This window comes from Paenibacillus sp. KS-LC4 (genome assembly GCF_036894955.1).
GTDB lineage: Bacteria > Bacillota > Bacilli > Paenibacillales > Paenibacillaceae > Pristimantibacillus.
Genome location: NZ_CP145905.1, coordinates 4,610,310 through 4,623,464 on the forward strand (window position 1 = coordinate 4,610,310; position 13,155 = coordinate 4,623,464).

The 13,155-nt window shown below is 49.6% G+C and carries 15 protein-coding genes; 5 read left to right on the plus strand and 10 right to left on the minus strand.

Features of this window, described 5'->3' with window-relative positions:
• Positions 1-111 precede the first annotated feature (111 nt).
• Complete coding sequence (ilvN, locus tag V5J77_RS19460; RefSeq protein WP_338552491.1) at positions 112-597, minus strand: acetolactate synthase small subunit; 486 nt, start codon at positions 595-597, stop codon at positions 112-114.
• Complete coding sequence (gene ilvB, locus V5J77_RS19465; RefSeq protein WP_338552492.1) at positions 594-2,339, minus strand: biosynthetic-type acetolactate synthase large subunit; 1,746 nt, start codon at positions 2,337-2,339, stop codon at positions 594-596. The genes ilvN and ilvB overlap by 4 nt, the downstream gene beginning before the upstream one ends.
• Positions 2,340-2,950: 611 nt before the next feature.
• Between ilvB and V5J77_RS19470 the strand changes: the two genes are divergently transcribed.
• Positions 2,951-3,397, plus strand: coding sequence for a GNAT family N-acetyltransferase (locus V5J77_RS19470; protein ID WP_338552493.1), 447 nt, complete (start codon positions 2,951-2,953; stop codon positions 3,395-3,397).
• A gap of 33 nt (positions 3,398-3,430) precedes the next feature.
• Here the strand turns inward: V5J77_RS19470 and V5J77_RS19475 are convergent, their stop codons facing one another.
• The 6 genes from V5J77_RS19475 to V5J77_RS19500 all read right to left on the minus strand — a co-directional run bounded on the left by V5J77_RS19475 (position 3,431) and on the right by V5J77_RS19500 (position 8,183).
• Entirely contained in the window at positions 3,431-3,781 is a 351-nt protein-coding gene (locus tag V5J77_RS19475) for a hypothetical protein (RefSeq protein WP_338552494.1), read from the minus strand.
• Positions 3,782-3,973: 192 nt separating this feature from the next.
• Positions 3,974-4,333 carry a 50S ribosomal protein L20 gene (gene rplT / locus V5J77_RS19480; protein ID WP_338552495.1) on the minus strand — a complete coding sequence of 120 codons (360 nt, stop codon included), beginning with the start codon at positions 4,331-4,333 and terminating at the stop codon, positions 3,974-3,976.
• A 50-nt stretch (positions 4,334-4,383) separates the two neighbouring features.
• Positions 4,384-4,584 (minus strand): 50S ribosomal protein L35, encoded by a 201-nt coding sequence (gene rpmI, locus V5J77_RS19485; protein WP_046232963.1) that lies wholly within the window; start codon positions 4,582-4,584, stop codon positions 4,384-4,386.
• 20 nt (positions 4,585-4,604) lie between these two features.
• Positions 4,605-5,186, minus strand: coding sequence for a translation initiation factor IF-3 (gene infC / locus V5J77_RS19490; RefSeq protein WP_338556930.1), 582 nt, complete (start codon positions 5,184-5,186; stop codon positions 4,605-4,607).
• 238 nt (positions 5,187-5,424) lie between these two features.
• Positions 5,425-6,663 (minus strand): glycosyltransferase family 2 protein, encoded by a 1,239-nt coding sequence (locus V5J77_RS19495; protein WP_338552496.1) that lies wholly within the window; start codon positions 6,661-6,663, stop codon positions 5,425-5,427.
• A gap of 338 nt (positions 6,664-7,001) precedes the next feature.
• The gene (locus tag V5J77_RS19500; RefSeq protein WP_338552497.1) at positions 7,002-8,183 is read right to left on the minus strand and encodes a glycosyltransferase family 1 protein; all 1,182 of its coding nucleotides are present in this window, start codon (positions 8,181-8,183) and stop codon (positions 7,002-7,004) included.
• A 192-nt stretch (positions 8,184-8,375) separates the two neighbouring features.
• Between V5J77_RS19500 and V5J77_RS19505 the strand changes: the two genes are divergently transcribed.
• Positions 8,376-8,936, plus strand: coding sequence for a phosphatase PAP2 family protein (locus tag V5J77_RS19505; RefSeq protein WP_338552498.1), 561 nt, complete (start codon positions 8,376-8,378; stop codon positions 8,934-8,936).
• Between the two features lie 81 nt (positions 8,937-9,017).
• Here the strand turns inward: V5J77_RS19505 and trmB are convergent, their stop codons facing one another.
• Together trmB and V5J77_RS19515 are read right to left on the minus strand one after the other, a co-directional pair.
• Positions 9,018-9,770, minus strand: coding sequence for a tRNA (guanosine(46)-N7)-methyltransferase TrmB (gene trmB / locus V5J77_RS19510; RefSeq protein WP_338552499.1), 753 nt, complete (start codon positions 9,768-9,770; stop codon positions 9,018-9,020).
• 169 nt (positions 9,771-9,939) lie between these two features.
• The gene (locus V5J77_RS19515) at positions 9,940-10,146 is read right to left on the minus strand and encodes a hypothetical protein (RefSeq protein ID WP_338552500.1); all 207 of its coding nucleotides are present in this window, start codon (positions 10,144-10,146) and stop codon (positions 9,940-9,942) included.
• A 390-nt stretch (positions 10,147-10,536) separates the two neighbouring features.
• On the opposite strand from V5J77_RS19515, the gene V5J77_RS19520 reads away from it, so the two are divergent.
• From V5J77_RS19520 to V5J77_RS19530, 3 genes are read left to right on the plus strand one after another with little or no spacing between them, the layout of a single operon-like run.
• Positions 10,537-11,508, plus strand: a complete 972-nt coding sequence (locus V5J77_RS19520) for a TIGR01212 family radical SAM protein (RefSeq protein ID WP_338552501.1) — start codon at positions 10,537-10,539, stop codon at positions 11,506-11,508.
• Position 11,509: 1 nt separating this feature from the next.
• Positions 11,510-12,109 carry a class I SAM-dependent methyltransferase gene (locus V5J77_RS19525; protein ID WP_338552503.1) on the plus strand — a complete coding sequence of 200 codons (600 nt, stop codon included), beginning with the start codon at positions 11,510-11,512 and terminating at the stop codon, positions 12,107-12,109.
• A 28-nt stretch (positions 12,110-12,137) separates the two neighbouring features.
• Positions 12,138-13,109 (plus strand): type I phosphomannose isomerase catalytic subunit, encoded by a 972-nt coding sequence (locus tag V5J77_RS19530; protein ID WP_338552504.1) that lies wholly within the window; start codon positions 12,138-12,140, stop codon positions 13,107-13,109.
• The last annotated feature ends 46 nt before the right edge of the window (positions 13,110-13,155 follow it).

Sequence of the window (13,155 nt, forward strand, 5' to 3'; positions counted from 1 at the left end):
TTTTGAACGGGTGTTTAAGTAGAGAATGACGCGTTAATCCGCGGTTCTCCGCTTAAACTCCCGCTCAAAGCGGGATAAATCCTTATTTTCTGTAAAGCTTGCGTTCAAGCGTTAGCGGCTGTTGCCGCGGTTCAGCGCCGTTACCCCGGTACGGGATAGCTCACGAATACCATAAGGCTTCAGCAATTCAACCATTGCATCAATTTTTTCGGTATCGCCAACAACCTGTACCATAACGGAATGAGTGCCAATATCCACGACTGCTGCGCGGAAGGTTTCGACTACGCCGAAAATTTCCGGACGCGCCGCTGGCTCAGCGCTTACCTTAATAAGCGCCAGCTCACGGGCAACAATCGGGTTAGAGCTAAGATGAATGACTTTGATAACATCAATAAGCTTATAAAGCTGCTTCGTAATTTGCTCAAGCGTCTGCTCATCGCCTGTCGTGACGATGACCATGCGGGACAGGCCTACCTCTTCGCTCGTTCCCACTGTGATGCTCTCAATATTGAAGCCGCGGCGGCCGAACAAACCGGACACACGCTGCAAAACGCCAGGTTGGTCGTTAACGATTACTGCAATTGTATGTTTAATCATTCCGCATCCCCCATGATCATTTCGTCGATCGTGCTACCTTGTGCGACCATCGGGTATACATTTTCTTCCTTGCGAACGACAAACTCCACAACTGCAGGACCAGGATGACGCAGTGCCTCTTCCCATACTGCTTTTGCTTCCTCCTTGTTTGTCGCGCGGAAGCCTTTCACACCATAAGCCTCCGACAGCTTCACAAAGTCCGGGCTGCCCGAAAGGTCAATGTGGCTGTAGCGATTATCGTAAATCAGCTCCTGCCACTGACGCACCATTCCCAGCACCTGATTGTTCAAAATAACAACCTTAACCGGAATGTTGTTGATTGCACAAATCGCCAGCTCCTGTGCACACATCTGCATGCCGCCATCGCCATTGATTGAAATAACAAGACGATCAGGGTTTGCCATCTGAGCGCCGATGGCCGAAGGGAAGCCAAAGCCCATCGTTCCAAGTCCGCCAGAGGTTACCCAAGAGCGCGGCTTGTTGAACTTATAGAACTGCGCTGCCCACATTTGATGCTGACCAACGTCCGTCGTTACAATCGCATCGCCGTTCGTCGTCTCATGCAGCATTTCCACGACCCATTGCGGCTTCAGCTCATCTTCCGAATCCTTGTAGCTGAACGGATATTGCGCTTTAGAAGCCAGCAGCTCTGCGCGCCATGCGTCCGCTTTCTCTGCACGCTTAGCTTGCAAATTGGCAATTTGCAGCACCGTCTTCACGTCGCCTACAATCGGAATGTCAGTCGGAACGTTTTTGCCGATTTCAGCAGGATCAATATCAATATGAATGATCTTCGCATGCGGCGCAAACCCAGACAGCTTGCCCGTTACTCGGTCATCAAAGCGAGCGCCGATATTAATCAGCAAATCGGCCTTCTGAATGGATTTGTTCGCTGTATACGTGCCATGCATGCCCGGCATGCCGAGGAACAGGTCATCTCCGCTTGGGAATGCCCCAAGACCGAGCAGCGTTGTCGTAATCGGAATATCGGTTTTCTTTACGAATTCATGCAGCTCTTCATGCGCGCCGGAATAAATAACGCCGCCGCCTGCAAGGATAAGCGGACGCTCCGCTTCTGCGATCGCTTTAATCATTTTGTCCACCTGCAGCTTGTTCGGCGATACAGTTGGGTTGTAACCGCGTATGCTAACTTCCGTTACCGGCTTGAACAGCGTCTTGTTAGCGGAAACGTCTTTCGGTATATCAATAAGAACAGGTCCTTTGCGTCCTGTATTAGCAATATGGAAAGCTTCATGAATAATACGGGGCAGATCTTCTACATCCCGTACCAGATAGCTGTGCTTCGTAATCGGCATCGTAATGCCTGTAATATCAGCTTCTTGGAACGCATCCGTTCCAATCAGGCTCGATATGACATTGCCAGTAATGACAACCAATGGCACCGAATCCATATAAGCGGTAGCAATACCTGTTACCAGATTAGTGGCGCCAGGGCCCGAGGTAGCAATACAAACCCCTACCTTGCCGCTTGCGCGGGCATAACCATCGGCTGCATGGATTGCACCTTGCTCATGACGGGTAAGCACATGGTTGAAATCAGAGAAACCGTGCATCGCATCGTAAATGTACAACACTGCGCCACCCGGATACCCGAATACGCAATCGACGCCTTCCAGCACCAAGCTGCGAAGTAAAATTTCAGAGCCCGTAATTACTTCTGGCTGCCTCAGCTTCTCCATTAATTCTTCTTTTGACTTCAGTGTTGCATTTTGCGTGACCATCGGTCATCCTCCTCTCGAAAACAACAAAAAAACCTTTCGCTCCTCCTGCTTCTAAATAAGAAGCATCGAGGGACGAAAGGTTTAACTTCCGTGGTACCACCCAAATTCGTTACACATCTTGCGATGTATAACCTCCACAGGTAAGAACGTGTGCGCACTGACCGTCCATACCTTTAGCACTGTAACGCGTGCCCCGCGATTTTCCCTAATAACCACATCATGTGCTTTTCAGGAAAACAGCTCCGAGGTGAGCTCGTAGAAAAGGGGTTTTGGCGATGGTTGCAGCTGATCCATCCGCTCTCTGAGCAAAAGAGCCCTTAACACTTCGTCCTCATCATTGCTGATGACATATGTTTGAATAAGACTTTCTTTATTATATGCTGACATCATTCGTTAGTCAAGCAAAAACGACTTCGTCGTCCATCTAGGACGACCGAAGAGCTTTACCTTAGAAATATAAGCCTATTTATATGGGGAAAGCTTATAAATGCTTATATTTAAAGAAGAAGCCGTAACAGCCTTTTAGCAAAAATAGGGCGCACGCCATAGTCCCGCTTCATATATTAGCATAGCCAGCATTCGGCAAACTCATGCAGTCAGGAATGATCTTAATGATAAGAGAGCGCAATGCCCGTACAGATGACGAAGAAATCATCCGGCTCATCAAGACAGAGCTTATGCCACTATCCTGGACGACTCATCAACATGACGCCACCGTCATACGCGAGCTGCCTCTAAGGCTGCGCCGCGGCGTAACCTATGTGGCGGCAGCGGGCAAAACAGCTGTGCCCTATGGCTTTATCCATTTTGAAACGATGGGAGATATTCTGATGTTTTCCATGCTCGCTGTACATCCCCAGCACCGCAACCGCCATTGCGGAACAAAACTGATGGCAGCAGCCGAAGCTCATGGCTTGGCAGCTTCCTGCACGATGGGTCGCCTGTTCGTTGATCAAATCAACGACAAGGCCCGCTATTTTTATACGAAGCTCGGGTATCAGACCATTCGGTATTATCCCGAGCTTCGCTGCTACGAAATGATTAAAGGGCTTGCTTAATGCCGACAACAGCAGCCCTATTCAACTAAATACTTAGTAGTAGCCGCCATAGTTGTAGCCTTGGTTCGGACAGCATTGGCCGCCGTAGCCTCCGCCACCGTAACCGCCGCCATAGCCGCCTCCGCAGCAGCCGCCACCATAGCCGCCTCCGAAGCCAGCGCCGAAAAATGGAAGTGTACCGATAGCCAGCAAGTCAAAAAGAACTAGGGGCAGCAGCGCTTTCGTTTTAACCGATTTGCCCTTGTCTTTGCCAATTGGCGCAAGCGTCAGCTTATTGCCTTGAATGCGAATGAGCTTGCCTGTAACGACAGAGCCGTCCTTGCGTACTGCATAGATGGATTTGCCCGCGAGCTTACGCGCCTGCTCTTTGGTAATGTTACCCATGCAAAATCCCTCCTTTCCCGTTGTTCTTCAGTTTATTCAGGAAAGAAGCAGCCGCCTGTTTGTTTGTCCTCTGCCGCCGGAATTGGACGCTTAAATGTACACTTCACCAATTGAAGCAAGGAACGAAACAGCCTTATAAATCATAATGAGGCTGCCCCCTAAGGGACAGCCTCATCTATAACGCTTTAGCTACTAAGCGTTGATTTTTTGTTTAGCCACGCCAGCAAGGGAGTTGAACGAAGCAAGATCGTTAACAGCCAGGTCAGCAAGGATTTTACGGTTTACTTCAACGCCAGCAAGCTTCAAACCATACATGAATTTGCTGTACGACAGTCCGTTAATACGAGCTGCTGCGTTGATACGAACGATCCACAGTCTGCGGATGTCACGTTTTTTGTTGCGACGGTCGCGGTAAGCATACATTAAGGACTTGCCTACTTGCTCCTTCGCTGTTTTAAACAGGCGATGCTTTGAACCGAAATAACCTTTTGCCAGTTTCAAAATTCTTTTGCGACGACGAGTGCGGACAAATCCGCCTTTAACTCTTGCCATGAGTGTTGACCTCCTGAAAGTTTCTAATTAGTATTTATTGCAAAACGTGCTTATTTAAGATTGTTAAGACCTTGTTGCAGGCGTTTAACGTCGCCAGCAGCCATCAGTGGTTGACCAGCAAGAACGCGCTTCTGGCGTCCGGATTTGTGGGAAAGCAAGTGGTTTTTGTAAGCTTTATAACGCTTTACTTTACCAGTACCCGTAATTTTGAAACGGTCTTTCAGACTGCTGTGTGTTTTCATTTTAGGCATGTCAATTATCCTCCCTTAAATTAAGTGTTGCTTTTTGGTGCCAAAATCATAATCATGCTCCGGCCTTCCAGCTTAGGAGCGCGTTCTACGCTGCATATTTCGGCAACCTCTTGAGCAAGACGATCCAAAATCTTTTGACCGAGCGACGCGTGCGCAATTTCACGACCGCGGAACCGGACAGAAGCTTTAACTTTATCGCCTTCACCCAAAAACTTCACAACATTGCGGTATTTCGTTTGATAGTCGTGCTCATCAATGTTTGCACGGAACCAAACTTCCTTAAGATCAACGATCTTTTGGTTTTTCCGAGCTTCTTTTTCTTTCTTTTGCTGCTCATAGCGGAATTTTCCGTAATCCATGATCCGGCACACTGGCGGTTTAGCCGTCGGTGCTACGTTCACCAGATCCAGGTTTAAGTCTATGGCCATTTGCAAGGCATCACGAATAGGTTTAATACCGATTTGTTCGCCTTCCGCGCCAACTAAACGTACTTCTCTGGCCCGGATTTCATCATTGATTTGATGTTCTCTGCTAATAACGTGCCACCTCCAAAAAAGTATACTTGCATAATAAAAGGGATGCAGGCTCAATTGAACCCGCATCCCATAACCGTTGTTTGCTGCTATTCCCTTCATCTCACAAGGAGACACAAAAGATAAGCTTAGTCGATTATCGCAAACCGGTCAGCGCGAGCCGAAAGGTGAGAAGCGGGTGCTTCTGCTTGTGCGTTATAGTATTTCATCATTTGTTTCCTAAACACTACCGACTTACTATATCACACCCGAAAGTGCAGTGTCAACACTTTTAAAGTCATATTGTAAGCCTCATACAAATCCGGTTTTATAGCTGCTTGCTCTGAACTTCCTCAAGCCGAATGACGCGGGTATGCTGTGTATGGCTCCACTTCTTGTTGTTTTGCGTGAAGAAAGCATGAACCGTAATCGGCCACCACGACAGGGTGAAAAGCAAAAATGTCGGAATGCGCAGGTACAGCTTCCAATTTACTTTGGCCAAATACATAGACAACGGAATTTGAATGAAAATGTACAGCATATACGGGATGGACACCCATAGCGGCAGCATATTGTAAACGGAGGTTACCCGCTCTCCTCCCGAAAGGAAAATGTCGCCCCAAATGATAGCGGCTATAAAGAAGCCCGCGAGATAATTGTAAGCATTAAAGACGTACAAAGCAGCATCGATCTTCGTCCAGCTGCGATCCTTGATACCCTGCCACAGCAGCGGCAGCATATGCTTGCGCGTTACATCAAAGTGGCCTTGCATCCAGCGTAGGCGCTGACGGGCAGAAGCCTGGAACGTAATCGGCTTTTCGTCAAACACTTTAGCTTCGAAGTTGAATTTCGGATATATCCCGCGCTTGATGCAGCGGACCGTAAATTCCAAATCCTCTACGAGACTCGTAGCTCCCCAGCCCATTTCTTGCAGCAGCTTGGAATCGAACACCATGCCCGTACCACCGAGAAAGTTCGCAAGCCCTAGGTTCGTACGAGGCAGCTGCCATAGACGGTTACAGAACCAGTAGTTGATAGCATTAGCCGAGCTGACCCAAGAGTCATTCGGGTTTTTCGTATCCAGATAACCTTGAACAACCTGGAAGCCATTGCACAGATCATTGTTCATATATTGCAGGAAATCCGTTGCCACGAGATTGTCAGCATCAAAAATCGCAACGCCATCATAGCTGCGCGGCATTTGCCACAGTTCTTTAAGCATCCATTCCACAGCGAAGCCTTTACCGCGTTGGGTCGGATTTTCTCTAACGCAGGCATATACGCCGTCATAGCCTCTTACAACGTCAACGGTTCCATCCGTGCAGTTGTCGCAGATGACGAAAATATCGTACAGCTCGCGCGGGTATTTCATTTTTTGCAAATTCTCGATTAAGGCTCCAACGACTTGCTCTTCGTTATGAGCGGCGATTAGCAAAGCGAAAGACTTTTGCGGCTTATGCGACAAATCCTCTTTTCTGCGATGCCATCCGAAAAACGTCAGAAACAATTGATACAGGCCAAGCAATGCAAATAAAATTTGCACAACAAACATAATTGAATTGAACATTTAGGTACTGCCCCCTTGAGACCCCTTTTTTTTGATTTGCCAAATTGAGTGGCGCAGCCGACCAAGCATACGTTCATCGTTCAGGCGGTAATTTTATCTCTCTTGTTTAAGGGCGCTTTTCTGAAAGCGTCCGTGACCTTACTTGATTCTCCACACATTGCTTCCTTTTGTCAAAAGCTCAATTGAGCGTTTTCCAGCCAGAAAAGCGCTACCATGGTTAACCAATGACTGCATTACCTCCTTTTGCGGCGCGTCACCCTTATTTTCATCCATTTGCTGAATTTTTAGCACTTCTGTCCTTACTTACGATAAAAAACGCGAAAATGTTTCCGTTAAATTTATCTCATAATGTGACTGAGTGGTGAACACCCCTGCGCGGACTGCCGCTCGCATTCCGCAAGAAGACCATCAAAAATCGAATCCCAAGACTTTCGGAGACTGAACAATCTTGCGCTGATGCCTAAATTTCTTCTACGCTCCTCGTCCTCGTGCAGAAGCGCAAGCGCGGCTGCAAAGCTTGCCGGACTTCCCGCCTCGCACAGCATTCCGTTCAGTCCATGGGAGACGGAATCGAGCACCCCGCCCTTGTTCGCACAAAGGACAGGCGTGCCGCATGCCATTGCCTCAAGCACCACATTGCCGAACGTTTCCGTCGCCGACGGAAATAGAAAAAGATCAGCAGCGGCGTACCACCTTTGCAGCTCCTCTGACGTTTGAAAGCCAAGGAAGGTTGCAGCTACCCCGCTTCTTGCGCATTGCTGCTGCAGCGCCTCTGACGAAGGTCCGTCACCTGCCAGCACTAGCTTTACTTGGGCATTTGTTTGCTTTTGGAATGAGGAGAAAGCCTCAATTGCTGTTTCGACATCTTTCTCCGGTGCGAGTCTTCCTGCATAAAAAACGACAAAACATTCATGGCTTATGCGATGCTGCGACAGCAATTGCTCCCGGTTAACCCGGGGATGAAACAGGCTTGTGTCTATACCCCGGCTCCACACGGAAAGCCGCTCTGCATCCCATCCTTTCCTGGTCAAGTCCTGCAACGTAGAAGTGGAAGGCACAAATATTTTCTTGCAGTCTTGATGAAACCATTCCATATACCTACTTAACATCTTTACCATCCATTGCAAATTATAAAACGGCAAGTATTGATCAAAATTGGTATGATACGATGCGATCAGCGGAATTTGATGTCTGCGGGCATAATGAATGCCGCATAAGCCAAGATTGAATGGGGTAGCTACATGAATGAGGGTAGGGTTAAATTCATGCAGGGCATGGCGGAGATGCAGCGGATTCGGCAGCGCCAAGCGACACTCCGGGTATAGAAAAAACGGCAGGCTGGCAAAGCGCTCTACAGAGCTTGCCTGCATAGCCGCCTTGGAATCAAAGAGTGAGCGCTCAGGCGCCAGCACCAGGCACTCCACCCCTCTGCGCTGCAAAAAGGCTTTCCAGCGGCCAAGCGAGCGAGCAACGCCATTGCGTTCCGGCTCATAGGTATCGGTAAAAAGCGCGAGTCTCATTTCATACGCCTCCTTCGCCTTTACTCTTGAATGCTATCGGCTATTATTGTAAGGAAGGTATGTTACCTAGGCATCAACACAGTATGAACGCAACATTAATCTGGATTTTTACAAATTGTATGCGTACAGGGGCCCAAAACATGGTACTATCTTTAGAGTGGAAAACCGCCACACTTATACAGGAGGATTGGAATGAAACAATTGTTAGGATGGCTGAGAGTTCGCGAGCAGCAGCTCATTGTCTGGGCGAATAGCAGACGAGGTCACAAGCGACTGCACCGCTGGCTTGGAAAATGGCTCAGCGTCATTACACATATGGGTGGCGCGACGTTTACCCTGTCCAGTTCTCTGCTATTTGCTTTAATCGCTCCATCACCATTGAACGCGATCGGCTGGCAATGCTTCATCACCGTCGTCATTAGCCATTTTCCCGTGTTTGTAGTGAAACGCTGGTTCAAGCGACTGCGCCCGTATCAAGCGCTTGAGGGCTTGACTACAAGCCGCAAACCGCTTGTTGATTCGTCATTTCCTTCCGGGCATACGACAGCGATATTCGCCTGGCTGATTCCGATCGTGCTTACGAGCGGTGTCTTGCTGGTCATTACGGTTCCGATTGCTGCAATAATAGGCGTTTCGGTGGGCTGGTCGAGGATGTATCTGGGGCTGCATTATCCATCCGACGTTATCGTCGGCGCATTTATAGGAACGATTACGGCATTCGCCGTACAATACAGCTGGGTTACTGCCATGTAACCTAGCTGTATTTGGCTTTTACCCATCCTTTTTTACTACGGGGATTGTTAACGACATGTATGAGATGCCTGCAACTAAAAGCTAGTCTTCTACTTCTGTATCCTCTTCGCTCTGTGCCGCTTCACGCTGGGCATTCGCCAGCTTGTTCTCGCGGAACTTCGCCAGCGCCGCTGAGCCGATTACAGCCTCCAAACGATAGATCGGCTGACCCTTGCCCATAAATTTCATCTCATATTCGGTAAATACGAGCTCTTCACGCGGTCCATCCTGATGCAGATGCAAGGAAATGTTTCGAAGCTGAAGCTCCATCTCCGTAAAGCTGTTCAGCGAGAACTCAAACAGCGACATCGAATCGGTCTTAAAATGGATTTCTCCACGCTCGTTCAGCAATTGAGCGTATTTCGCCAGAAAACGCGGATGTGTCAGCCTGCGGCGAGCATGCTTAGCTTTCGGCCAAGGATCGCTGAAATTCAGATGAATGCGCTCAAGCTCGCCCGGCTCAAACATCGTCTCAATTTGCTCGATATTCGCACGCAGCAGCGCCAAATTAGGCGGATGGCTAACGCCTTGCTCAGCCCAGATCGCATGCGCCTTCTCGCCTGCGCGGCGAATCAGCTCGTCATACATATCTACGCCAATAAAATTAATATGCGGATTGCGCGCACTCATGTGGCTGATAAAACGGCCCTTGCCCATGCCAAGCTCCACATAAATCGGGTTATCATTGCCGAAAAAATCGCGCCATTTCCCTTTAAGCGGGGCGGCATCCAAAACAACAAGCTCCGGCTGTGCCTCCAGGCTTTCACGAATTCCTTTTCTTCCTCTTAATCGCATTGTAATTGAATCCTCCATTTACTGGCGGGCTTACCTGAATTGCAGGCAACTCCCGCATATAAGCTAGTCCTTATTGTGCCTAAGATCGTCCTTCTTGTAAAGCTGATAGCCAAAAAAGAACCGCAGGGTGGTCGCCCCCGCGGTTCTTCTACTAACTAACTAGAGCAGCTCAGATCAGCATGCGATAATCAATCGGAGCGCTGGATTTATCAATTTCATACGTTTCTTCCAGCGCCTCATTCAGCTTCTTGCGCGCGGATACTTCAACATGATGATTATTGTGGAATCTGATACCGCTCAGCGCCATCAGCTCTTTAACTGTTAATTCTACCGTTACTTTCTCATCGCCATGCGGAATTTTAGTTTGCTCGTTCATTAGACATCACCTCATCGTTTAATATCACTCATTATTTCCAGACAAACGACATTGTATGACAATCGCTACGAATCAGCTATGTTAGGTTTTTTTGTTGCCATTTCACAGTTTTAATATAACAGATCATGTAAGGTATAGCAAGCCTAATTTTCTTTTTCCTAAAAATAATTTCCAGTTTTCCGCATCGTGGAAACGTTTACAATCGCCCGATAATCGGGCGTGGCTTTCCGACTGCTTTTTCGTTAAAATAGAGGGAGTGAATAAAGGGCGGTGAGTAAAAATCTGAGCTGCGCAAGCAAAAACGACTTCGTCGGCCTTCCGTGGCGATGAAGAGCTCTGTCGTCGCTTTCGATTTTTTCACCACCCTTTTTATAAGAGAAGGAGAACGGAATGAATTCATTAAAAGCAACAGCATTAGATCCGACCAATGCCCCCCTGCTATGGGGCGATAAAAGATTTCATACATGGAACTATGAGATGCGCGAGCAATTCGGCGGCAAAGTATTCAAGGTCATGCTCGATGCAGGCTTTACTTGCCCTAACCGCGACGGCTCCATTGCCAAGGGCGGCTGCACCTTCTGCAGCGCGCGCGGATCAGGCGACTTCGCCGGAAGCCGGCGAGATGATCTCGTTACCCAGTTCAACAATATCCGTGACCGCCAGCATCAAAAATGGCCGGATGCCCAGTATATCGGCTACTTTCAAGCCTACACGAACACTTACGCGCCTGTAGAGGAGCTTCGCGAATATTACGAAGTGATTTTGCAGCAGCCCGGCGTTGTCGGTCTGTCCATTGCCACTCGCCCCGACTGCTTGCCCGATGATGTCGTAGATTATTTGGCAGAGCTTAATGAGCGCACCTACCTCTGGGTTGAAATGGGACTTCAAACGGTGCATGAATCGACCTCGGAGCTAATTAACCGGGCGCATGATACCGCCTGCTATGTTGATGCTGTGAAGCGACTGCGTGCACGCGGCATCCGCGTCTGCGCTCATATTATTTACGGGCTGCCGCAGGAAACGCATGAAATGATGCTCGATACTGGGCGCGCCGTTGCAGCCATGGATGTGCAGGGCATCAAAATCCATCTGCTGCATCTGATGCGTAAGACGCCAATGGTCCGCCAATATGAGGCTGGACTGCTGCGCTTTCTGGAGAAGGACGAATACGTCAAGCTAATTGGCGATACGCTGGAATTTTTGCCGCCAGAGATGATCGTCCACCGTCTGACCGGCGATGCCCCGCGCGACCTGCTCATCGGCCCGATGTGGAGCCTCAAGAAATGGGAAGTGCTCAATGCGATAGACGATGAGCTCCGTCAGCGCGGCACTTGGCAAGGAAAGCTGTGGGTGAACAGCTAGCATGGGATTTTTATCAGTTCTCAGCATGGCGCATCGCTGGATGGCCGAACGGGCACAGCCCGGAGATGCCTTCATAGATGCCACCTCGGGCGGAGGTGTTGACACGCTTGCCCTCGCCCGTCTCGTCGGTGAACGGGGCAGCGTATACGCCTTTGACATCCAGCAGGCGGCGCTTGACCGAACGCGTGATCGGCTGGACGCAATACGTGCCAGCGGCAAGGAGAAGCTCGCGGATACGCTGCTTTTCCTCCGAAGCCATGAGCAGATGGCGGATTGCGTTCCGGCCGCGCTGCATGGCCATATAGCTGGTGTTATGTTTAATCTCGGCTTTTTGCCTGGAAGCGACGAGTCGCTTATTACGCAGCCATCGACTACAATTGCTGCGCTGGAGGCTGCACTTGTCCTGCTTCGTCCGGGCGGCGTCATTACATGCGTCGTCTATCCCGGTCATCCAGGCGGCGCTGAGGAAGCGGAGGCAGTGCAGCAATGGGTTGAAGCGCTGCCAGATGAAGCCGCCGCCACCATGCTGTACCGTCAGTTGCACAAGAAGACCGCACCTTATTTGCTTGGCGTAGAGAAAAAAAGCAAACGAGAAGCTTAAACTACTTAACTTAGGGAGAGATACTGTAATGACTAAACCATACCCACTGCAATTTCAACCAGAGATGAAGGAACGTATATGGGGCGGCCGTGCGCTTGAGCAGTTTGGCCTTACGCTGCCGGAGGGCTCGATTGGCGAAGGCTGGATGATCGGCGACCATCCGAACGGTACAACGAAGGTCATTAATGGCGAGCTTGCTGGCAAAGGCCTCGACGAAATTCGCGAGGCTTATGGCCGCGAGTGGTTCGGCACGAAAGGCTTTTCTGAGAAAAATGGCCGCTTCCCGCTGCTCATCAAGCTGCTGGATTGCAATGACGACCTGTCGATTCAGGTTCACCCGACCGATACCTACGAAGGCTTGCCTGAAGGCGAGCTTGGCAAAACCGAAATGTGGTACATTCTTGATGCTAAGCCGGGCGCTACGATTATTTACGGCTTGAAGGACGGCGTTGATCGCGCAGCTATGGAAGCCGCAATCGCAGAAGGCCGCATTATGGATACGCTGCAAGAGGTTCCCGTTCAAGCAGGCGATGCCTTCTACATTCCAGCAGGAACCGTTCATGCGTTGTGCGCTGGCGTAGTCGTTGCCGAAATTCAGCAAAATTCCGATACGACTTACCGACTCTATGACTATGACCGTCTTGGCCTGGATGGCGAGCTGCGCGATCTGCATATCGAGGACTCCTTGAACGTCATTGCTTATGACGGCGCAGGCGCAAGCCGCATGACAACAGACGGCGTTGCCGATGGCGAGTGGCTGACCATTGCCTCATCTCCTTATTTTATTGTCGAAAAAGGAATTATCCGCTCCGCAGCAGCCTATGAAACGCCAGCTACAAGCTTCGTTATTTTGATCGTTGCCGAAGGCAGCGGCAAGCTAAAATGGGCAGATGGCGAGCTTGCTCTCGCAGCAGGTCAAGCTTATTTGCTACCAGCAAGCCTTGGCGGCTATGAGCTGGACGGCAGTCTGACCGTGATTCGCAGCGTGGTGCCTGCTTAAAGCTTTTTTCGCGGCAGGAACATGCATGACAGGAATATACATGAAA

Coding starts and splice junctions, on each gene's coding strand:
- ilvN (WP_338552491.1), bottom strand. CDS start 597: ATGATTAAACATACAATTGCAGTAATCGTTAACGACCAACCTGGCGTT.
- ilvB (WP_338552492.1), bottom strand. CDS start 2,339: ATGGTCACGCAAAATGCAACACTGAAGTCAAAAGAAGAATTAATGGAG.
- V5J77_RS19470 (WP_338552493.1), top strand. CDS start 2,951: ATGATAAGAGAGCGCAATGCCCGTACAGATGACGAAGAAATCATCCGG.
- V5J77_RS19475 (WP_338552494.1), bottom strand. CDS start 3,781: ATGGGTAACATTACCAAAGAGCAGGCGCGTAAGCTCGCGGGCAAATCC.
- rplT (WP_338552495.1), bottom strand. CDS start 4,333: ATGGCAAGAGTTAAAGGCGGATTTGTCCGCACTCGTCGTCGCAAAAGA.
- rpmI (WP_046232963.1), bottom strand. CDS start 4,584: ATGCCTAAAATGAAAACACACAGCAGTCTGAAAGACCGTTTCAAAATT.
- infC (WP_338556930.1), bottom strand. CDS start 5,186: ATGCGGGTTCAATTGAGCCTGCATCCCTTTTATTATGCAAGTATACTT.
- V5J77_RS19495 (WP_338552496.1), bottom strand. CDS start 6,663: ATGTTCAATTCAATTATGTTTGTTGTGCAAATTTTATTTGCATTGCTT.
- V5J77_RS19500 (WP_338552497.1), bottom strand. CDS start 8,183: ATGAGACTCGCGCTTTTTACCGATACCTATGAGCCGGAACGCAATGGC.
- V5J77_RS19505 (WP_338552498.1), top strand. CDS start 8,376: ATGAAACAATTGTTAGGATGGCTGAGAGTTCGCGAGCAGCAGCTCATT.
- trmB (WP_338552499.1), bottom strand. CDS start 9,770: ATGCGATTAAGAGGAAGAAAAGGAATTCGTGAAAGCCTGGAGGCACAG.
- V5J77_RS19515 (WP_338552500.1), bottom strand. CDS start 10,146: ATGAACGAGCAAACTAAAATTCCGCATGGCGATGAGAAAGTAACGGTA.
- V5J77_RS19520 (WP_338552501.1), top strand. CDS start 10,537: ATGAATTCATTAAAAGCAACAGCATTAGATCCGACCAATGCCCCCCTG.
- V5J77_RS19525 (WP_338552503.1), top strand. CDS start 11,510: ATGGGATTTTTATCAGTTCTCAGCATGGCGCATCGCTGGATGGCCGAA.
- V5J77_RS19530 (WP_338552504.1), top strand. CDS start 12,138: ATGACTAAACCATACCCACTGCAATTTCAACCAGAGATGAAGGAACGT.